The 19677-nt window shown below is 69.8% G+C and carries 15 protein-coding genes and 4 pseudogenes; 4 read left to right on the plus strand and 15 right to left on the minus strand.

Annotated features, from left to right (window positions below; translation table 11 throughout):
• Nucleotides 1–6: 6 nt before the first annotated feature.
• The 7 genes from QF030_RS02360 to QF030_RS02390 form a co-directional block, all read right to left on the minus strand.
• Nucleotides 7–414: a DUF1257 domain-containing protein gene (locus QF030_RS02360; RefSeq protein ID WP_307160972.1), complete on the minus strand. Its 408-nt coding sequence runs from the start codon at nt 412–414 to the stop codon at nt 7–9.
• A 45-nt stretch (nt 415–459) separates the two neighbouring features.
• The gene (locus QF030_RS02365; RefSeq protein WP_307160973.1) at nt 460–2070 is read right to left on the minus strand and encodes an Hsp70 family protein; all 1611 of its coding nucleotides are present in this window, start codon (nt 2068–2070) and stop codon (nt 460–462) included.
• Nucleotides 2071–2143: 73 nt separating this feature from the next.
• Complete coding sequence (locus QF030_RS02370; protein ID WP_307160974.1) at nt 2144–4405, minus strand: hypothetical protein; 2262 nt, start codon at nt 4403–4405, stop codon at nt 2144–2146.
• Between the two features lie 271 nt (nt 4406–4676).
• Nucleotides 4677–6224 (minus strand): AAA family ATPase, encoded by a 1548-nt coding sequence (locus QF030_RS02375; RefSeq protein ID WP_307160975.1) that lies wholly within the window; start codon nt 6222–6224, stop codon nt 4677–4679.
• A complete protein-coding gene (locus QF030_RS02380; protein ID WP_307160976.1) occupies nt 6225–6815 on the minus strand; it encodes a 4Fe-4S single cluster domain-containing protein in 591 nt (196 codons plus the stop codon).
• Nucleotides 6803–7006 carry a DUF2997 domain-containing protein gene (locus tag QF030_RS02385; RefSeq protein ID WP_307160977.1) on the minus strand — a complete coding sequence of 68 codons (204 nt, stop codon included), beginning with the start codon at nt 7004–7006 and terminating at the stop codon, nt 6803–6805. The genes QF030_RS02380 and QF030_RS02385 overlap by 13 nt, the downstream gene beginning before the upstream one ends.
• Before the next feature lie 248 nt (nt 7007–7254).
• Nucleotides 7255–8466: an MFS transporter gene (locus QF030_RS02390; RefSeq protein ID WP_307160978.1), complete on the minus strand. Its 1212-nt coding sequence runs from the start codon at nt 8464–8466 to the stop codon at nt 7255–7257.
• Between the two features lie 91 nt (nt 8467–8557).
• Here QF030_RS02390 and QF030_RS02395 point away from each other — a divergent pair, with 91 nt between their 5' ends.
• A complete protein-coding gene (locus QF030_RS02395; protein WP_307160979.1) occupies nt 8558–9427 on the plus strand; it encodes a LysR family transcriptional regulator in 870 nt (289 codons plus the stop codon).
• A gap of 528 nt (nt 9428–9955) precedes the next feature.
• A pseudogene (locus QF030_RS40470) lies at nt 9956–10066 on the plus strand (TerD family protein); the annotation flags it as partial.
• 36 nt (nt 10067–10102) lie between these two features.
• Here QF030_RS40470 and QF030_RS02400 read toward each other — a convergent pair.
• From QF030_RS02400 to QF030_RS40475, 5 genes and pseudogenes are all read right to left on the minus strand, one after another.
• A complete protein-coding gene (locus QF030_RS02400) occupies nt 10103–10390 on the minus strand; it encodes a hypothetical protein (RefSeq protein ID WP_307160980.1) in 288 nt (95 codons plus the stop codon).
• A 729-nt stretch (nt 10391–11119) separates the two neighbouring features.
• Entirely contained in the window at nt 11120–11701 is a 582-nt protein-coding gene (locus QF030_RS02405; RefSeq protein WP_307160981.1) for a snapalysin family zinc-dependent metalloprotease, read from the minus strand.
• A gap of 354 nt (nt 11702–12055) precedes the next feature.
• Nucleotides 12056–12253, minus strand: a pseudogene (locus tag QF030_RS02410) (transposase); the annotation flags it as partial.
• An 86-nt stretch (nt 12254–12339) separates the two neighbouring features.
• On the minus strand, nt 12340–14826 hold the full coding sequence (locus tag QF030_RS02415) for an NACHT domain-containing protein (RefSeq protein ID WP_307160982.1): 2487 nt from the start codon (nt 14824–14826) through the stop codon (nt 12340–12342).
• A gap of 103 nt (nt 14827–14929) precedes the next feature.
• Nucleotides 14930–15511, minus strand: a pseudogene (locus QF030_RS40475) (NACHT N-terminal helical domain 7-containing protein); the annotation flags it as partial.
• A 155-nt stretch (nt 15512–15666) separates the two neighbouring features.
• On the opposite strand from QF030_RS40475, the pseudogene QF030_RS02420 reads away from it, so the two are divergent.
• Nucleotides 15667–15777, plus strand: a pseudogene (locus QF030_RS02420) (IS5/IS1182 family transposase); the annotation flags it as partial.
• A gap of 71 nt (nt 15778–15848) precedes the next feature.
• Here QF030_RS02420 and QF030_RS02425 read toward each other — a convergent pair.
• A complete protein-coding gene (locus QF030_RS02425; RefSeq protein ID WP_307160983.1) occupies nt 15849–16277 on the minus strand; it encodes a VOC family protein in 429 nt (142 codons plus the stop codon).
• A gap of 104 nt (nt 16278–16381) precedes the next feature.
• On the minus strand, nt 16382–16762 hold the full coding sequence (locus QF030_RS02430) for a hypothetical protein (RefSeq protein WP_307160984.1): 381 nt from the start codon (nt 16760–16762) through the stop codon (nt 16382–16384).
• Between the two features lie 123 nt (nt 16763–16885).
• Between QF030_RS02430 and sigJ the strand changes: the two genes are divergently transcribed.
• Complete coding sequence (gene sigJ, locus QF030_RS02435; RefSeq protein WP_307167444.1) at nt 16886–17785, plus strand: RNA polymerase sigma factor SigJ; 900 nt, start codon at nt 16886–16888, stop codon at nt 17783–17785.
• Between the two features lie 423 nt (nt 17786–18208).
• On the opposite strand, the gene QF030_RS02440 is transcribed toward sigJ, so the two are convergent.
• Nucleotides 18209–19654, minus strand: a complete 1446-nt coding sequence (locus QF030_RS02440) for a sensor histidine kinase (RefSeq protein WP_307167445.1) — start codon at nt 19652–19654, stop codon at nt 18209–18211.
• Nucleotides 19655–19677 lie beyond the last annotated feature (23 nt).

Consider the following 19677-nt stretch of genomic DNA (forward strand, 5'->3'; position numbering starts at 1 on the left):
CCTTCGTCAGGTGTAGCGGCGCAGTACCAGCCGCCGGCTGCCGTTCTCCTCGACCACATCGGTGTCCACCTCGTAGCCGTTGTCCTCGGCGTAGCGCAACGCCGCGGCGTGGCCGTAGGCGCGGGTGACCTCGGTCAGCCAGGGCTGGTCGTAGCGGGACCTGTCGTGCTCGCTGATGATGGCCTCGAAGGTGCCGTCGTCGCGGCGGCGGAAGCCGATGTCGTTGCTGAGACGGCCGATGTGCGCCCGGCGGATGATCACTTCGGCGCGGTCCGGGCGGGCGTCGCCCTGGTAGCCGTAGAGGGTCTGCGGGGTGTCGTGGCATTCGACGGTGGTGAAGCCGGTCGAGGCCAGGGCTTGGACGAGCAGGTCCGGGTCGCGCAGTGCCGTGCGGACTCGGGTGAAGTGGGACATCGCGATCTCCTCGGGGCTCGGCGGCAGGGGGGCGGGAGCGGGTCGTCATGCCAGCCGAACGACCGGTTGCCGGTCCAGTACCAGCGTCTGGCGGTGCAGGTCGTAGGCGGTGACGGTGAGGCGTTTATGGCCGTCGATGCGGAACTCGAGACGGAAGCGGTCCTCGCCGCCCGTGGCGGGAGGGTCGGCTTCCAGGAAGGTCGGGCTGTCCTCGTTGAGCCACAGCATGGCTCGCTGCTGACGCTCCTGCGCGGTGACGGCGACGGCGCGGGCGCCGCCGGCGGTGTCGTAGGCGATCTCCAGCTCGGCACTCGCGTCGCGGTAGGTGGCGTGGGCGAGTTCGTAGATGGCGAGGCCGAGGCGCCATTGCCGCTCGTGCACCGCCCTGATGGTGAGGGTCTTGACCGGCTCCTCGGTGGGGTACGCGGTGCCTGCCTCGACCAGGGTCTCGAACTCGTAGGCCCCGGTGTCGCGGTCGAGGTGTCTGATGGCGTAGTCGTGCTGGATGTGGTCGAACAGCTCGCGGCCGCCCGCGATGCCCGCCGCTCCCGACGCCACCGCTTCCAACGGCCGGTCCATCCGCACCACGTCGGGGTCGAAATGCAGGTGCACCAGGTCCTGTACGGCGGGGATCAGGCAACTGCCGCCGACGAGGAAGACGTTGCGTATGTCGTCGGCGGTGAAGCCGCGGGAGGCGGCATCGTCGAGGCAGGCGCGCAGTGCCTGGTTCACCCGGCGCAGCACGCCCTTTTCGCGCAGCAGAGCGTCGAACTCGGCGCGCGTGACGGTCACCTGATGCACGCAGTCGGTGCGGGCGTCGCGGGCGCTGATCACGGCCCGTTCGGCGCCGGCCAGTTCACGCTTGGCCTGTTCGGCGGAGGCCAGGAGGCGGCGGAAGACCTGGTTGCGGGCGATCTGGTCCCCGAGCGGCAGCGAGAGCCGGCCGACGGCGTGTTCGGCGAGGAGCGCGTCGATGGTGTTGCCGCCGAGGTCCAAGCCCCGTTTGGCGATGGAACGCACACCGGCGCCGGAGCCGGCCGCGTCGGGTTCCTGCACGCGGACGACCGAGACGTCGAGGGTGCCGGCCCCGAAGTCGATCACGGTGAAGACGTCACCGGGGTTGAGGCGGGCGCTGTAGCCGACGGCCGCCGCGGTGGCCTCGTCGACGACCCGCAGCCGGGCCGTGGGCAGACCGTCGCGCACTTCCCGCACCAGCCAGTCGCGGTAGCCGTCGAAGGACTCCACGGGCGCGGTCGCGACGATCTCGAGGTCGTCGTCCTCGACGGCGAGCACGGCCAGCGCCATGACGTCGCTGAGGAACCGGGTGGCGGCCTCCCGGCCGGTGACCTTGCCGTCGCCGACGGGGCGGCCCGCGTCGTAGGCACGGCCGGAGACGTTGCTCTTGGTGGACGCGAAGACCGTGAAGGCGGGATCCTCGTCCGTCTCCGGGGTGACCTGGGCGCCGAGGCGGCGTGTGGTGCCGTCCTGGGCATAGGCGATGAGCGAGGGCACGACCCGCTGGGTGGGCCCGGGGCCGGCCTCCCGCAGCACGTCGATCCCGGGCAGCGGGATGGGGACGCCGCGGCCCGCCTCGTGGTCCCAGCCCGCGACCACGGTGTTGGCGGTGCCGAAGTCGATGCCTATGCGGGTGGTCATGAGGTCCCCCGGTGTGTGATGTCAGGCTGCCGGTCCTCGTGCTCGCCGGTGGCGTGTGCCCTCAGCGCCACCCTCACGACCCCAGCTCGATCTCGGTGTCGGGGACGGCTGCCGTACTCGTCGTGTCGCCGAGCCCGACGTCGTGGCGGAACCGGTGCTCCAGGCAGGTCCGCAGCAGCCCCAGCGTCCCGAGGGCCTCCGCGTCGAGGTCGGGGTTCCTCGACACCACGCCCATGGCGACCAGGTCCCGGTGCGTCATCAGACTCATGGGTCTGGAAACGAGTGGACGCAGGGCCAGGGCGGTCAGGTCATAGAGGTCGATGTCGCGGTAGGTGCTCACGGCCAGCACGTCGCCTTTCGGCGACAGCCTCGCGAAGGACCTGCCCTCCTGGTCTCCGACGAGGGGGATCCTCTCGGCCACGAGTTCCTCGGGCAGGGGGCTGTCCGGATCCTGCGGCACGTCGAGGAGGTCCACGTGCGACTGGGTGACTGCCAGAAACCGGTTCAGTGCGCAGGACCAGACGAGGCCGATCGGCTTCTCGAGTGGCCAGACGGTCCTCGTCGCCGGCGTGAGGGTCGAAGTGAGGGGTTCGCGCCACACGTCCAGATCGCCGTTCTCGGCGCAGCGGACCAGGACGGAAGGCGACAGAGCGGCGTGCACCGTGCTTTCCCTCCAGCTGTCCAGGTCGCTCACGAGCCGCTTCGCCACGGCGCCGTCCAACTGGACGACCATGAGGTCCCCTGCGTCGACCACGGCGATCAACTGGCGGTCGGGATCCACCACGATTTCGTCGAAGTAGATGCCGTCGGGAAGGTCGAGCTCGGCAACGGGCCCGTCGAAGCTGCAGGTGAAGAACTTGTCGTCACCCGTCGCCACGACGAAGGCCCGCTCCCCCGCGATGCGTTCCAGGCCCGCAAACGAGCCGGTCGCGAAGTCGAGCGTCCGTACACCACTGCGGTCGGCACAGTGGATCTGCGGGCGGTCGACGGGCCTGTCGAAGCCTTGCTCCGCGACGGCGATGGAGTCTGCGCCGAGATGCGCGACCCGGTCCACCGGCTGTTCGAAAGAGAAGCAGCTCTGCGAAAGCGTTCCGCTGCCGAGGTCCACGATCCCGGCGCATGCCCGCGTCACCGCGGCTGGGCTCCCCAGGACCTCCGGCCCGCGGGAGCCGTCGGCCAGGGCGACGAAGGCGAGTTGTGTGCCGTCCGGGGAGAAATCGAGGTCATCGAAGCTGATCAACCGTTCGTCGAGGTCGTCTCTCAGGATCCGGGTGGGCGGTGTCCCCCACCAGGGATCCGCGGTGGTCAGAGCGTCCAGGTGTTCGCGTACGGTCCGTGGGTTCGCGGCCCTGAGCGCGTCGAACACCTGACGCTCGTCTTCGCCGGACGGCCGCCAGTCGCCGAACGCGCGAACCGTCTCCACGGCTTCGGCCAACGGCATCAGGAGTGTGACCTGCCACAGCTGCGCCCACGCTTCCCGGCCCGCGAACTGCCGTATCAGGTAAGCGCGTTCCTGTTCGGAGAGGGAGGCGAAGTCATCGGTCAGGGAGCCCCGTCCGGCCAGCACCCGCAGCACATCGATGTCACCGAGCGCGGTCATCGCGGCCCGCAGCGCCGACCGCACCTCGGTCGGCGCACCTCGGTAGCCGAGCGTCAGCAGCGCGCCGTCCGGGTCGAGTGCCCGGTACTGCTCGTATTGCTCCGTGCGGACGAAGAACACGGCGCGCTCCACCTCATCGGAGGGGGCGAGATGGTGTGTGACGCAGAACCGCACCGCCTCGGGGTCGTCCACGGCCGCCGCGCAGAACAGGTCGACCGCCTCGGTGTCGTGCAGATCGAGCAGCCGGGCGCGGGCCCGCTCGCCGATGGGGTGCCCGAAGCGGGCGGCCGTGTCGACGAACAGGCGCGGCTCCAAGGCCACGCTCTCGTCGCCCAGCGCCAGTCGGCTGAGCAGCGAGCTGCGGGAATCCGAGGCCGCCGCGGCCCGGTTCCACCGCTCAAGCAAAGACCACAGCGAGGCATGGTGCTCGCTCAGCCAGTCGCTCCAGGCCGCCTCGACGACCTCGTCGGGCACCGGCCCGCCCGAACCCGGCGACAACTCCGCCAGGAGGGGAGAGGCCCACCGCCGGGAAGGACTGCCGGACACCGGCAGCCGCAGCCAGGCCCGCCACACCTCCTCCTCACCCTGGGACTCGATGTCCCTGGCGACGGCACGCAGGGCAGCAGGCGCACCGGAGTCCGCCGCGAGCAGCACCGTTTCGAGGGCCCGGCGGCGCCACCTGGAGTCCGGCCGGAGGGGAAGCCGCAGCGTCGGCACGGCTGTCCATATGCGCATCAGTTCCGCTCCATCCAATCCATCCGATCCGCTCCGAGCACGAGACCCGGAGCCTGTGCTGAGCGTCCTGCCCGATCGGTACGGGCAGGCGGCCCGGCCCGGTCGGCCGGCTCAGCCGGAGCAGCGGCAGTCAGTTTCGGGGCGCCGGCCTCGGCCGGGTCGGGGCACCGCCGTTCCCGCTCAGCCATTCCCCGGGGAGCCGTCGAGTCGCCGCTGTACTGCGCGCCCGCCCGCCGCTGAGCGGCCTCCCCCGTAAGCCGCCCCACGCCCGTCACACCTCCAGCACCGGCACCTGGTGGGCGGCGGCCTGTGCCGCCCCGGCGAAGGACGCCGACTGGGCTCTGCCCTCGCGCAGCCAGGCGCGCAGGTCCTCGATGGTCTCGCGCCGGGACCTGCTGAGCGGGACGGTCCTGGCGACGGCGCGGGCGATGTCGTCGGTGGTGATGTCGCGTTCCTCGGCGAAGGCGGCATACATCGCGTCCACGACGACCTGTTCCAGTTCGGCGCCGACGAACCCGTCGCAGAGCTGAGCGAGTCGATGTACGTCGAAGCTCTCCGGCGCGCGGCCGCGTTTACGCAGATGGACGGTGATGATCTCGCGGCGTTCCTCCAGGGTGGGCAGGTCGAGGAAGAACACCTCGTCGAACCGGCCGCGCCGCAGGGTCTCCGGCGGCAGCGCGCCGACGTCGTTGGCCGTGGCCACCACGAACACCGGGGCCGTCTTCTCCTGCATCCAGGTCAGCACCGTGCCGAAGACCCGCTGCGAAGTGCCGCCATCGTGGCCGCCCGACGCCAGCGCCTTGTCCAGCTCGTCGATCCACAGCACACACGGCGACACGGTCTCCGCCAGCCGCAGGGCCCTGCGCACCCGCTCCTCGGACTCACCCACCAGCGAGCCGAACAGCGCGCCGACGTCCAGGCGCAGCAGCGGAAGCCGCCACAAACCGCCGATCATCTTCGCGGTGAGGCTCTTACCGGTGCCGGGGATGCCGATGAGCGCGATGCCCTTGGGCGCGGGGAGGCGGAACTCACGCGCCGCGTCGCTGAAGGCACGCTCGCGCAACCGCAGCCAGTCCTTGAGCACGTCGAGGCCGCCGAGGTCGTCGGGGCTCTCCTCTACGCTGTAGAACTCCAGTGCCTCGCTCTCCCGGATGACGGCCTTCTTCTCGTCGACCACCACATCGATGTCGCGGTCGTCCAACACCTCGTCGCGCACGATGGCCTTGGCGAAGGCCCGGCGTGCCTGGGCGGCGGTGAGGCCCAGTGCGGCCTGGGCCAGACGGCTGCGACCGCCCGGGGTGAGGGTGGACTTGACGCCCTTGGTGCTGTCGATGAGCTGGTCGAGGTCGCGGCGCAGCGCGTCGGCCTCGGGCAGCGGCATTTCCACCACCACCGCGTCATCACCCAGTTCCACGGGGATGGCGCGCACAGGCGTGGTCACGATCAGCGAGGAGCCGGTGTAGACGAGTTTGTGGGCGAGATTGCGCAGCCGCCGACGGACCACCGGGTCGCGGTCCCAGAAGGCGTGGAAGTCCTTGAGCACATACAGATCACGGCGCTCCGGCTCCTTGACGGCCAACTCCTGGATCTTGGCCAGAACGTCCACCGGCGAGCTTGCGCTGGGCAGCTGCCGGCCCAGCGCGGACGCCAGGCCGTCGCCGATGTCCCAGCTGATCAGGTCGGACGAGGGATCCCGGTCGCGGCGCACCTGGTCGAGCACCTCCAGCGCCCGCTGCTCCTCGACCGTGACGAGCACGATCAGCGCCACCCGGGCACGCAGGTACAGCCGTATCTCGTCGTGAATGCGAACGGTGGCCATTCAGAATTCCCCCCCAGGCGCGTGCATCCCGGTAAACGTCACCGTCGCGTCGTCGGCGATGGTGATCTCCAGTTCGGGTACGCGCGACAGGTCGGCCGCCGTGTAGCGGCCGGTGCGTACCCAGTACTCCTTGTTCGACGAACCGCGCAGGCCCTGGGCGAGGTGCAGCCGCGCGTTGTAACGCCCCGCTATCACCAGATCGGCATCGGCGACGGCCGCCGACCGTGCCGGGTCCCCTTCGATCTCGGCGCGGTGGAAGCCCGTCAGCACGATGACACCGAGGCCGCTGCGCGCCTTCACCTCGGCGCAGAACGCGGCGACCGCGGCAGGCTGCTCCAGCGGCTCACCACCGGTCAGCGTCACACCCTCCAACCGGGCAGCGTCGGCCAGCACTTGATCGGCCACCTCACCGACCGTACGGACCAGACCCTCACCCCGGGTCGTATGAGTCTCGGGGTTGAAGCAGCCGGGACATCCCAGGCCGCATCCCTGACTCCAGATGACGCAGCGGGTGCCGGGACCGTTGGCGGCGCTGCGCGGAACGACCGCGTGCAGGCGCCACTTCGTACCCCGCCCGCTCAGCCCTGCCACAAGCGGTCCTGCTCATCAGCCTCCGCCTGCTGGTACGCCTCGTCAGTGAGCTCATGGCTCTCGACCACCCCGCCCAACAACTGGACGAGACCGTCGGTGTCCTCCACGCACCGCATGCCCTCGACACCGTGGACGCTCATGTCCACGGTGCCGTCCGGCGCGATGACGATCTCGACGCGCTCCTCCGCCATGAATCCGCCCTTCGCCCCGAAAAACGACCTTGGGCCAGTATGGATCTATGCCCCCGGGATCAGTCCCGACTCTGCAGGAAGCCGATCCCACACATGGAGATTCGCGGAGCAACAACCAAGCAGGACCGAACGGACCGCGCGGGGAAGGGCAGGCGCCTCGTGCAGTCCTTGGCCGTGCTAGGCAGCGCGGGCGCCCTGGCCGGGCGCCGCCGCAGCCACCGTGTTCGCCACCCCGCCCGCGCACGCCTTCAGAGGCGAAGCATCCGGGAGCCGGAGATGGCGACGAGGATCGCGGCGACGGTGACAAGGCCGACAAGCACGGCGACTGTGGGCCAGATCCTGAGCGCGGCGGCGGTGAGGAGCGGCGGGACGGTCATGCCGGCATAGGCGATGAGGAAGATGCCGGCGAGTGCCTCGCCTCGACGCTCCGCATCCGCGACCGCGGCGACGGTGCCGAGGGCGGCCCGGAACAGGATGCCGATCCCCGCGCCCGCGACCCCGCCGCCGATGAGGAAGAGCGGAAGCGACGCACCGACGGCGGCAGCACCGATGCTCACGAGCCCGAGCGCGGCGAGCGCGATGGCGTGCCTGATCTGGAGGCGTATCGCCAGCCGCACGGTGACGATCTGCGCGAGGGCCGCCGCCATGAAAACGACGAATGGCGCCAGGCCGGCGAGCAGGTGCGCATGCAACCCGAGGAGACCGACGAGGAAGGTCGAGGACAGTCCCATGAAGGTGCCGAACACCGCGAACGCCCCGAACGCCGCCGCTCCGGCCGCCCAGAACGCGCCCCTGCCTGCCGTCGGCACTGCGACGCGCTGCGGCCGGTAGGCAGGGCGCTCCTCACTGCGCTCGACGGTTTCGGGAACGAAGGCGACCAGGATCCCTTCGACGACCAGGAGGGCGGCGAAGGCCACGTAGGGCGCGACGAGGGGGCGCGTGGACCAGGTCGCGATGAGTCCGCCGATCAGAGGACCGAGGCCGATGCCGCCGAGGTTCGCGAACGTCGACACGAGGGCGACGCGGCCTTTGGCGTGGTGGGCCGCCGTGCCGAGTTCGGAAAGGTAGGCGGTCGCCGTGGCGGTGAGGATGCCGATGCCGAGTCCGCTGACCAACCGGGCGACGATGAGGCCGACGACGTCGTTCCGGACGAGGAAGAGGATCGCGGCCAGCAGGTTTATGAGCAGCGATCCGAGAATCACCCGTCGGCGTCCGAGCCAGTCGGAGACATGGCCCGCGAGATACAGGCTCAGCATCACCCCGACCGCGTAGGCGGCGAAGATCATGGTGACGACGATCGTGGGGAAGCCGTCGCGCTGCTGGTAGATCGCGTAGAGGGGCGTGGGGACGGCGCAGAACGCGAGCTCGGTGCCGAAGGCGACCGCGATGATCCAGAACCCCGCCCCATGCGGGAGTCGTGCGGTGGCTGGAGTCTGGGCGGGAGCCGCTGTTGTCGTCATTCCTCCATGCTCGACGCCCACCTGCCATCGCGTCTAACGCATACTCTTGGTCACAGTTATCGATTCGGACGATGGAGCGGCAGGCGGAAAGATGGAAACCCGACTGGTCGAGTATGCGATCGCTGTCGCCGACGAGCTGAGTTTCACCCGTGCCGCGCAACGGGTCTACGCAGCACAGTCGACCGTTTCCGCCGGCGTTCGGGCGCTGGAACGAGAGCTCGGCACTGCACTCTTCGAGCGAGACCAGCGAGGGGTGCGGATCACCGCCGCCGGAGAGGCGGTGCTGCCTGCGCTTCGCGCACTGGCCGACGCCGAGGCGCGCGCCCGCACCGCGGCCGACCCGCGAGGCGAACTGCGGGGCGAGCTGCGCATCGGGGTGTTCTCCAGCGTGAGCTACCTCGCGATCCCGCGCGTCATCGGTGCCTTCCACCGCGAACACCCGCTCGTCGACCTCCGGCTGCGCGCGTCGTCGTCCGGCTCGGCGGAGCTCGCGGACGCCGTCCGGCGAGGGCGGCTCGATCTCAGCTTGTACGGGCTTCCGGCGGCCACCGCCCCAGACCTTGCTGTGCACCGGCTCGCCACCACGCCCTACGCGGTGATCCTCGGGGCCGACCATGAACTCGCATCGCGCGCGGGACTAGCGCTGAAGGACCTCGCGGCTGAGCGCTTCGTGGACGCGCCTGTCGGTTTCGGCAATCGGGACGTCCTCGACGCCGCGCTGAGCGCACGCGGGGTTGTGCGCGACGTCAGAGCCGAGGTGACCGAGACCAGCTCGATCCCGGTCTTCGTCGCCAACGGCCTCGGCATCGCGCTGCTTCCCGAACTGCTGATCCCGCCAAGCGAAGGCATCACCATCGTCCCTCTGAACGAGCGCATCACCTGGGAGTTCAACGTCGTAACCCGGACCTCGCCCGGCGAAGCCACCGCGGCTCTGCTCGAGCAGTTGCTCGCGGCCTATTGACCCCTGCTCCCTCCCGGGTCCGCTCCGCAGGCGCCTGGTCGGGGACGGCCTTACACGACCGCTGTGGCGTTTCTCCAGGCGAACTCCAGCGCCGGCCGTGATTGTCCGGAGCCAGTTGGAGCACTCAATCGTGGGTGTTGCTGGCCGAGACGCCGACGAGTGAGGCACCTCCACTGGGCCCAACTGATGGGACGAGAGCGGCTGATGAGCTGCCTGAGCGGCGGACGTTCGGCCAGCACACCGGCGACGGATACGTCGCGGGCACCGACCCGGAGGTTCTGCCGCGCTGGTCGGCGGCTTCCCCGATGCGCAACGCCACGGGCTCTCGCGCCCCCGCGCCGAGGCACCTGGAGATGTGCCCCTGCAGCTGCGGGTCGGAATCCGCGTCGGCCCGCTACCGCACAGCGGGCTCGGCAGGCCGATGGTTCACACCCACTGGCTGCTGGACGATGACACGTTCCGGATGGTGCTGAACCGCGGATCAGCGACATGGGAGCCCTGCGCTAGCCCCATGGCGGCGAGTCGGTCATTTTCGCGCGCTACCACCTCACGGCGGATACCGGCGCCAGCGCTACCGCGATCGTCCCCGGTGAGATTTACCGGCATGGCGCGACGTGGGACTGCCGGGCCATCTGCAAGGGCTGGACCAACGAACAGACGATCCGAAAGGAGCGGCTACGCGCTGTTGCCATGGGCTTTTCCAACAGCTGTCCACCAGGCGATCACTCGGATGGCCATCGCTTCCGGTCGCGCGCCAAGAGGATCGAGACCGAAGTGCTCCTCCACCTCCTGCCGCAGAAACTCACCGATCACCGTCTCGTTGGCACCGCCACGGAGCCGCTGGAGCATGGGGGCGAGCATGCAGTCGTACTCGTCCTGCACGTCGTCGGCGACGCCGATCGGGTCCCACTGATTGAGCAGATGCCGCAGATCGTTCTCGACAGATGGGCTCCAGGGCTGCATCGTCCCAGAGTGCCACCTTGGCAATTCCCGCCGCACCCGCCCCCCTTGATCCATACGAGAGGCCCTGTGACGTCTTCGAGTCGTCCTCGTCCTCGTGACCAGGCCTCGATACCGTGGTCGGGGTGGTCGGCGGGGATTGGTTCCGAAGGTACTGAGGACGGCAAGTCCGGCCGCTCAAAGCCAGGACAGCCCCCACGCCACGAGTACCGACTGGCGGGTGACCCGGCTCGATCCCCTTGTCGTCTGCCTGAATGCCCCGTCCCATGACCCAAGCACAACGACGATGGTCTGTGCGCCACCATGTGCGGTGACATGCTCTGTCGCCCGCTCTGACCACTCGGTTTTCGGCCTCTCATTCGTCAGAGCGGGAGACCTGCAGTTGTACCGGCTCAATGTGGCCGAGGCGGCATGCCCAGGCTGCGCCCTCCCACCGGCCCGCGCGCGGAGCAAAGATCACCGCGATGACGCTGTGAAGCGTCACGAGCGCTAAATAGGCGGCGGTTGGCCGGAGGGGTCTGCCACTCACCGACCCAGACGCTGCCGTCGCTCGAGAGCGCGTCGTCAGCCAGGGCCTGGGCGTGTGCCAGGTCGCGCAGAACCATGTGGGGGTGCGCACGGCGGCAGGACCGGGAGTTGCGGCGTGGTGAACAGCGACAGTCAGATGCGTTCTTGCCTCCCAGGGATCTCGTCGAGATCCCTGGGAGGCACGTCCGCTTGATGGCCGCGTGGTCAGGGCGCGTCGATGAGGATCCGGCCGTCAGCGGGGACGAGCGCGGCGATTCCGCTTGCGTAGGCGGACTGTACGCGGGAGCGCTCGGTGGCGTTCGGTGTGGCGTTGGTGCAGGCCGTGCCGGGGCTCGATCCCGACATCAGCTGTGAGCAGGGGCCGGGCTTGGTGTCCGGCAGGCCGAGACTGTGACCCAGTTCGTGAGCGGCGATCCGGGTCTTGTCGTAGCCCTGGTCAACCGCCTGGCTGCCGAGCTCGACGCGGACCTGACGGCCCGGACGAACGGGGCCGAGCGTGGCCTGCGGCCAGCCCGTGGTGGCGACGATCACGATCTCGGCCACGGTGCCGGGTGCCGCTTCCACCAGATGGACGTTGCTCACGTTCGTGTTCCATGAGGACACTCCCGCCGCGATCGCGGCTTCCCAGCCTCCGGCGCGACTGTCGTCGTAGCGAAGGGTCACCGCTGCCGCCTGCGCGGCGGACGATTCACCCGCGGGAGCGGGGGCGGCGGTCGCGGCGCCCGCCATGGTGAGGACGAGCGCTGCGGCGGAAGTGCCTGCCTTGATCCAAGTGCCGAGGGGCATTGCTGCTCCTTCATCCGTGGGGGGAATCCGGCCCCGGCGGGGCCGGGTACGCGAAGGAGCGGTGCGGTTGTCCGGTGGGGGCCGGACGCACCGTCGACCGCCCTCCGGGGCGTTGCGATGGTACGCCCTACAATGCCTGCCTGCCATGTACCTGCCACGACGAATATCCGTCAGAATCCAGTCCCTAAGGCGAAATTAACCCGCCAGCCACCGAACACCGCGGCCACGGCCGAGCGGTTCAGGCTGCCGGAGCGGTACAGATCTTTGAGGGTGCGGGTGACGTGGGGCCATGACGACCCGGTCTCATCGCCGAGACCTGCCTCGACCTCCAACCGCCGTAACCTCAGCGACTGAACGAATTCCGGAGTGCAGCACGTACAAGATCCCGCACGGCACCTCGCGGTCCGGCAATGCCTTGCGGCCGGGATACCGAAACCTGCGCTCACTCTGCGGCAGCAACGGCTCCAGACGGTCCCACAGCTCATCCGACACGATCCACGGCGACATTCCCACATCGGCCCGAACGTCAACTCCCGATCCAGACGTGGCCATCAGGGCCGATCCACCCCTTTGTGTTAGCCGTTGTCAGGGGGCACCTCATCAGTGTTCACGTGGGTGTGAGTGGCCGGCCCGCCTGCTCACTCCGGCGGGCCGGTGGCCGGATCGTGATGGCGCGCGATCAGGGCCCGGTCTTCCGCGGATACGAGGGCGTGCACCAAGAATCGGTGGGACGCCAGCGCATGGGAGAGGGCACCGAAGACGGTCACCGGCAATGGCTGCACCCTCTCGCTTTCACCGAACATGAGCTGAATGAGCTGTTTCAGAAACAGCGGGACGTCGTCGTGTGCGTCGCCGGGGACTCGCTGCTTGTCCTGGCCGAAGGCCGTGAGAAGGGCGTGCACGGCCGACACCAGCTGGGGGTGGCGCATGTCCATCAGCAGCCGCATTCCCCGGAGCACCCGGCCGTAGAGATCGCCGAGCTCCCTGTCGCTCATGGTCGTGCGATCGGCCAGCAGCAGTTCGAGCAGGTCGTGGGCGAGCGACGAGGCCGGAGCACCGTCGACCGGACTGAACACGGTCACGGCCTGGCCGAGCCACCGGAATACCGGGTCCAGGGCATGCCGCATCACCGAGTCATTGGTTCCGCCGGACACGGCTGTCTTGTGCCACAGCTCGTCCCAGTACGACCGTGACCAGCCTGGGCCTCCGCTACCTCGCGGATAGCGGAAGTGCCAGTTCATGTCGAGCGCCTGCGGTGGGGTGCCTGGCTCGGAGCGAAGCGATATCTCCAGGGCCCGGCCCTCGTCGTCCCACGTGTGATGCACGTCGAGGGACAGAGCGAAGTCCGTCCACTGGCTCTCGTTCATCGCTGAGCGCCACAGCAGGCAGTGCCGGTGCCAGGCACCCGGCGGGTCCGCGGAGCCCGGGAAAAGCTCGGCGGCGGAGCAGCGCTCGGCGAACAGCACCGTCAGGAGCGCGAGGTTGGATCCGTACAGGCCGTGGCGTGTCGTGGTGCGCAGTAGGGCGGGCTGGTAGGTCGGGTGCTGGTCGCCGGTGCGCGTCGCGTGCTGGGTCAGGACCTGGATGAGGGTCCGGGTCAGCCGGCGCCGTTCCGCCGCGGACAGCCTGCCGGTCAGTGACCGCGCGAAGCGCAGCATCTGCCGGGACGCCAGGGAGGTGTAGGAGAGCAGTGCGTAGGCGAGGTCGTCGTCGATGCGGGTGTCGCCGAGGGAAAGCGCGGGGCGGGGTGCGAGCAGGTCGGTGAGCAGGTGCAGGGTGAGGCGCACGGCCAGATACTCGCCGAAGGTCGCGTGCAGGAACTCGTAGGTGGCGAGTACCTGGCCGTCGCGTACTGACTGGGCTCGCTGGACGAAGAAGAAGCGGCCGAGCGCCGTTTCGGCGGCGGTGAGCGGGGTGCGGAACCCCGGTGGTCGCACCGGCTGCCTGCCCAGTACGGCGGTGAGGTCCTGCTCGAGTTCGTCGGCCGACACCCACTGGCGGCCCCGGTTCAGCTGGGCGAAGGCCACGAGCGACAGGCGTTGCAGTTCCTGCTCGACGAGGGCGGCCGTGTCCTCGTCGGGGAGGGCATGGAGTGTCGTCTTGCCGACCTCGCGCCGGGCGAAGGAGGACAACAGTTGCTCGTACAACTCGGTGACGTCGAAGTCGTCGGCGCGCCGCAGAGCACCCTCGGCGGCGTCGTACAGCGCGAGCATCGTCAACAGCAGAGGCTGTACGGCGAGTTCGGTGTGACGTTCGAGGTGCTGCCAGGTGAGCGGGCCGCGGTCTTGTGCCGAGAATCCGGCCGTGTTGGCCTCGTTCCACACGGCCAGCCAGGTCGTGATCTGCTCGGCGCGGAAGGGCTCCAGGCGCAGGACGACCATGCCGGTGGGGTAGCGGGCGCGGTCGGCCACGGAGGTCCGGCTCGTCACCAACGCCAGCACGGGCCGCCCCTGATCCGCTTCACGCCGTTGGAACTGGGACACGCGCTCCAGGAAGTTGGTTTGGTGGACGCCGGTCGTCTGCAGCAACTCGTCAAAGCCGTCCAGGAGCAGAACCGGAGTGCTGCCGCCCGCCGCGCGCACCAGCTCCGGCCAGCTGACCCGTTCGCCGGTGGAGGCGCGGATCGCCTGTTCGATCTGGTCCTGCAGTTCGTCCTCCACCCGGACATCCCGCAGCGGCACGCGCACAGGGAGGAATCCGACGGAGGGGAGCCGCGCGGCGAGCACCCGGGTGAGGACGGATTTGCCGGCACCGGGCTGGCCCAGGATCAGCAGGGGCACCTCGGCAAGCTGAGGAGAGGTGAGGGCCCCGGCCAGGTAGCGGGTGAGGTCTCGGCGCAGGGGCAGTCGATCCCACCACTCGTGGTCGGCCGGTGCGGCCTGCCCGGAAACGGCACTGACGCGGAAGTCCGGGTCGAGGTAGAGGTCCTGAAGGGTGGGAATCCTGATGCCGTCCGGCGCCGACGCGGCGTCCAGCACTGGGTGAGCGAACGCCGCCTGGTGAGCGCGCGCCAGCGCGGAGGCCACGTCGACCGGCGGGCGCAGCGCCTCGGTGGTGCGGGTGAGGAGAGTCTCGATCCCTGACAGGGCACGGCCTACGTCTGTGTGGATCGCTTGCTGCGCCACGTGTGTGACCCAGAAGCCGAATTCGGGTGCTTCCTTTGCGAGCTCGACGTACAGACTCTGGGTACCGGTCATAAGCTGCGCGCGGCAGGTCATCCGTGAGAGCCGCATGGGTCCGAAGGCGCCGCAACGCGTCCATGTGCTCCCAAAGAGCAAGGCCTTCCAGGAAGTCGCGGAATCTGCGGCCGTAGCTCGCGTAACTCCCGAGCAGCATCGCGGTGAGCGCCGAGTGCGGTATGTGCGGTGCCGGGCAGGGCAGGTCCGTCGCGAGCAACAGCGACACCAGGTCCGACGTCTGCGGGATCGAGCCCGATCCGGTTCGGGCGAGGGCGAGTTGCTCGTCCCGAGTCAATCGCACCTCGGAGAGGGTGAACGGAAGCTCCAACTCCTCCATCGCTTCGAAGAAGGCCACCACGACGATGACCGTGTGCGCCGCGCGCAGCACATCGGTCCGCTCCGCCCGCCCATGGGTACGGTCCAGACGGGCGCCGACACCGCGGATCGCGTCGCGTCCGAGGCCGAGGAGGCGTCCGTTGGCGTCGGCCATGCCGATCACCGTGCCGCTGACCCCGGCGGTCGCCAGATTCAACGCTCCACCGAGCGCCCGATCCAACGCCGCCAGCCGCGGCGGCTCGGCACCGAGAAGCACCAGCGCGTCGGCGAACGCCAGGAGTCTGCGTGCCACCATGTCCCTCACTCCCGCATCCGTACAGGCTCGGCCGAGGCTAGCGCGCGCCGGAAGCCCCAGTCGGCAGAATGGGGAGGAATGGCGGATCGCGCGCAGGATCTCCTCCTCCCGCACGGTCAGAGCGGGCAAGCGGCGGCGCCCTGTCGGCACACCTTGCCCGGATGAAGACCTGGAAGATCCCGCGGGACTGCCGCCTGAAGGGCGACGGCGCGCCGCACCACGCCATGCTCGGTATCGCCCGGCTGCACAACCTCGCCCTCACGGGTAACTCCCGCCCCGCTCGGGGTCGGAGAGGTCCAAGGGAAGCGGCCTCCCACCTCGGCGGCTCGAAGCTGGCTCAGTCGATGCAGAACTCGTTGCCCTCGATGTCCAGCATCGGGATGCAGGCATCGTGGCCGTCGTACAACGTCTGCACGTGTACTGCGCCAAGCGGCTCCAGGCGCGCGCGTTCAGCCTCGAGTGCGGCGAGGCGCTCTTCACCCACGAGGCCGGTGCCGACCCGTACATCAAGATGCACCCGGTTCTTCACAGCCTTTCCCTCGGGGACACGCTGGAAGAACAGCCGCGGGCCGATCCCTGAGGGATCTATACAGGCGAACCACGAATCCTGCTGCTCGGAGGGCTGTGAACGCTTGAAGTCGTCCCACGTCGCGAACCTCTCCGGTGGCGGCGGTACGACGTACCCCAACACCTCGCACCAGAAGCGAGCGAGACGCTCAGGTTCCGCGCAGTCGAAGGTGACTTGGAACTGCTTGATCGATGACATCGGCGCACCGTACCAAGGGGCACTGCTGCTCATTTTCCCAGGTGCACCCGGCAAAGATCAGTCACGGGGCAAGTTCTGGAACCGACGAGCCCTCATTCCGGGCCTCAGCGCCGGGCCAGGGCCAGCATGCTCAGGCCGAACATCAGCACCCCCAAGGGGAGATGGACGGACGGGACATGCGCGATGCCGAGCACGACCTGGGCCGAGGCGAGCACGAGGAACCCCGACGCGTGCCCGACGGGCCGGGCCGGGCCACCGCCCGGCTTCCACGCCAGCACGGCGGCGAGCAGGTACAGCATCGACGCCCCGTACATCACACGGGCGCCGACATCGTGCAACGTCGCTCCGTACGACGAGGTCAGCAGCATTCCGGCGGACACCGCCTGGATGAAGATGGTCAGGGTCTGCAGGGCGATCGCGATCCGCAGGAACGAGGAGCCGCGCCACGCGTTCGCCGTCGTCGCCGCCGTCACCTGAGTGGCCATGTCACAGTCCCCTTTTCCGCCCTTGGGCAGTAGGTCGATAAGGTCTCACCAGCCCGACGACACGGGGCTGCGAAAGGTAAGGCGGGGCCACAGCATGGGACTGACGGGGGCGGCACGGACGCGATAGCCGGCGAGCGACGCCAACTGATCAACGTGGCCTACCGGTTGCTCGGTTCGGTGACCGAGGCCGAGGACGCCGTGCAGGACGCCTACGCACGCTGGTACGGGCTGCCCCGGAGCCGGCAGGAGGAGATCCTGTCCCCCGGCGCCTGGCTGACGACAGTGACCGGCCGCATCTGTCTGGACCTGCTCGGCTCGGCGCGGGCCCGCCGTGAACGCTATGTCGGCGCGTGGCTGCCCGAGCCGCTGCCCGACCGCACCGAGTGGACCCACGCGGGCGGCGGTCCCGCCGGACCCGGCCCCACCAACCCCGCGGACCCCGCGGACCAGATCGTCCTCGACGAATCGGTGGCCATGGCCTTCCTCGTCGTCCTCGAGTCGATGACACCCGCCGAGCGGGTGGCCCTCGTCCTGCACGACGTCTTCCGGTACCCGTTCGCCGAGATCGCCGACGTGCTCGGCCGGACCCCCGCGGCCTGCAAGCAGCTGGCGGCCTCAGCCCGGCGGCGGGTGAGCCCCGCGGGCGCCCCGGTGCCGGCGACCGGCCAGGCCGATGTCGTGCGACACGTCAAGGAGGCCTGGGAGAGCAAGGACATCGCGACCCTGGTCGGTCTCCTCAACCCGGCCGCCGTGATGACCGCAGACGGCGGCGGCATGGTCGCCACCGCCCTGACCCCGGTCGAGGGCGGCGCGCGTATCGCCGAGTACATGGTCGCCATCGCCGACAAGGCTCCCGGCCTCGAACTCCTTGAACGGTCGGTCAACGGTGTGCCGGGCCTGGTGGCCCAGCGGTCCGGGGTCGTGATGACCGTGGCCGCGTTCGACGTCTCCGACGGGCGCGTCACCCGTATCTGGGTGATCCGCAACCCGGAGAAGCTGCGGCCGTGGGCGCGGGACGGCTAGGGCCGTTCCTTCGGATCACGTCGCTGACCCGATGAAGATGGCGGCGAGATGGAGTCCGGCGAGATGGATGGTGGCTGACTTGTCGTATCGAGTGGCCAGTCCGTGCCACTGCTTGAGGCGGTACGGGCTCAGCCCCGCGCCGGGTCCACGGCTGAAGCGACGCAGTCCGCGACCAGTCGCCGCCGGTCCTCCTGCCGCCAGGCGAGAACCGGCGCACTACGCGGGGCGTCGGCCACCGGAACGTGAACGAGCCCCGGACGCTGTGGCCGGCTCAGGAAACGCGGCAGCACTGCGATCGCTCGTCCCCGGCTCGTGCTCAGGCCACTCGCGTGTACTTCTGGGTGTCGTTCTGTGGCCGAGACGTTCGCATCCAGATCCACGTCGTCAACCGGTCTGCTGACTCCGTCACAAGGGCCCGTCCGGTCAGCCGTTGCCGACGGGGATCCGCACCGTGAAGGTCGTCGAGCCGGTGCCGCTGTCGAGGGCGACACCGCCACCGTGGGCTTCTGCCACCGCCGCGACGATGGACAGGCCGAGGCCGGTGCCGGTGTTGCCGCTCTCCACGCCCTCCGCGCGGCGGCGGTCCCCGTGGGTGAAGCGCTCGAAGATCCTGGGCCGGACGTCGGCGGAGACGCCGGGGCCGTCGTCGTGGACCTTGAGCACCGCCGTGCCGCCCTCGGTCTCCAGCGAGATGGTGATCGTGCTGCCGCCGGGTGTGTGCAGGCGGGCGTTGGCCAGCAGGTTGGCCAGCACCTGATGGAGGCGGTGGGCGTCACCCGTCACCGTCACCGGCTCCTCGGACAGCTTCAGCGTCCAGCGGTGGCCGGGGCCCGCGGCCTGCGCGTCCGTCACCGCGTCCAGAACCAGCCGGGTCAGGTCGACGGGAAGTCGCTCCAAGGGGCGGCCCGCGTCGAGGCGGGCGAGCAGCATCAGGTCGTCAACCATCGCGCCCATGCGGGCCGCTTCCGCCTCGATGCGCTCCAGGGCCCGCGCCACCTTCGGCGGCACCGGGCCGGGGTGCAGCAGCGCCAGTTCCGCGTGACCCCGGATCGACGCGACGGGCGTACGCAGCTCGTGACTGGCGTCGGCGGCGAAGCTGCGCAGCCGCTCCTCGCTCGCGTGTCGTTTGGTCAGCGCGTCCTCGACGTGGCCGAGCATCGTGTTGAACGCGTCGGCGACCCGTCCCACCTCGCTGCGCGGGTCGGCCTCGGGCGCGCGCGGCCAGAGGCCGACCTCACCGCTGGACAGCGGGAGCCGGCTGACCTTCGTGGCGGTCGCGGCCACTCTGCTGAGCGGGCGCAGCGACCATCGCACCCACACCGCCCCCGCGAAGCCGGCCAGAGCGAGCGCGGCGCCGAATACGACCGCGGCGACGAGTTCCAGCCGGTGGACGGTGGCATCGACAGGTTCCGTGGGCAGCCCGGTGATCAGGACATCACCGTCCCTGCCCTGAACCGCCATCACGCGGTAGTCGTCCAGCGCCGCAAGATCGATCGTGTGCCCCTTGCCGTCAGCCGGGACGGCGGCGAGCATACTGCGGTCCGCGGCGTCGAGCGTGACGTCCTGTGCGTCCGTGCCCGCGCCCCTGCCGGAGCCCACCAGCGCGGCGTTCGTGACCGTGTCGCCGACCAGCCGGGCGCCGAAGGTCCCGGCGGTCTGCCGACGGGTGTCGCCGTCTCCGTCGTGGTCGGAGAGCCCGCCGTGCTCAAGGCTCGCCGGGAACCGTTCGCCCGCCTCGCGCAGCTGCTGGTCGAGGCGGCCGGTGAGGAAGCCGTTGAGCTCCACCACCGCCGCCACCCCGACGGCCGCGCAGCTGACCGCGAGCAGCACCACGAGGCCGGCGGTGAGCCTGGCCCGCAAGGTGGGCAGCGGGGCCGCCCATTTCCCCGCCG

This window comes from Streptomyces rishiriensis (genome assembly GCF_030815485.1).
Taxonomy (GTDB): domain Bacteria; phylum Actinomycetota; class Actinomycetes; order Streptomycetales; family Streptomycetaceae; genus Streptomyces; species Streptomyces rishiriensis_A.

Excerpts from the sequence above, each read along its gene's own strand:
- QF030_RS02375 (WP_307160975.1), bottom strand. The coding sequence starts at position 6,224 with ATGGCCACCGTTCGCATTCACGACGAGATACGGCTGTACCTGCGTGCC.
- QF030_RS02365 (WP_307160973.1), bottom strand. The coding sequence starts at position 2,070 with ATGACCACCCGCATAGGCATCGACTTCGGCACCGCCAACACCGTGGTC.
- QF030_RS02390 (WP_307160978.1), bottom strand. The coding sequence starts at position 8,466 with ATGACGACAACAGCGGCTCCCGCCCAGACTCCAGCCACCGCACGACTC.
- QF030_RS02405 (WP_307160981.1), bottom strand. The coding sequence starts at position 11,701 with ATGCCCCTCGGCACTTGGATCAAGGCAGGCACTTCCGCCGCAGCGCTC.
- QF030_RS02425 (WP_307160983.1), bottom strand. The coding sequence starts at position 16,277 with ATGTCATCGATCAAGCAGTTCCAAGTCACCTTCGACTGCGCGGAACCT.
- QF030_RS02385 (WP_307160977.1), bottom strand. The coding sequence starts at position 7,006 with ATGGCGGAGGAGCGCGTCGAGATCGTCATCGCGCCGGACGGCACCGTG.
- QF030_RS02360 (WP_307160972.1), bottom strand. The coding sequence starts at position 414 with ATGTCCCACTTCACCCGAGTCCGCACGGCACTGCGCGACCCGGACCTG.
- QF030_RS02430 (WP_307160984.1), bottom strand. The coding sequence starts at position 16,762 with ATGGCCACTCAGGTGACGGCGGCGACGACGGCGAACGCGTGGCGCGGC.
- QF030_RS02395 (WP_307160979.1), top strand. The coding sequence starts at position 8,558 with ATGGAAACCCGACTGGTCGAGTATGCGATCGCTGTCGCCGACGAGCTG.
- QF030_RS02370 (WP_307160974.1), bottom strand. The coding sequence starts at position 4,405 with ATGCGCATATGGACAGCCGTGCCGACGCTGCGGCTTCCCCTCCGGCCG.
- QF030_RS02400 (WP_307160980.1), bottom strand. The coding sequence starts at position 10,390 with ATGCAGCCCTGGAGCCCATCTGTCGAGAACGATCTGCGGCATCTGCTC.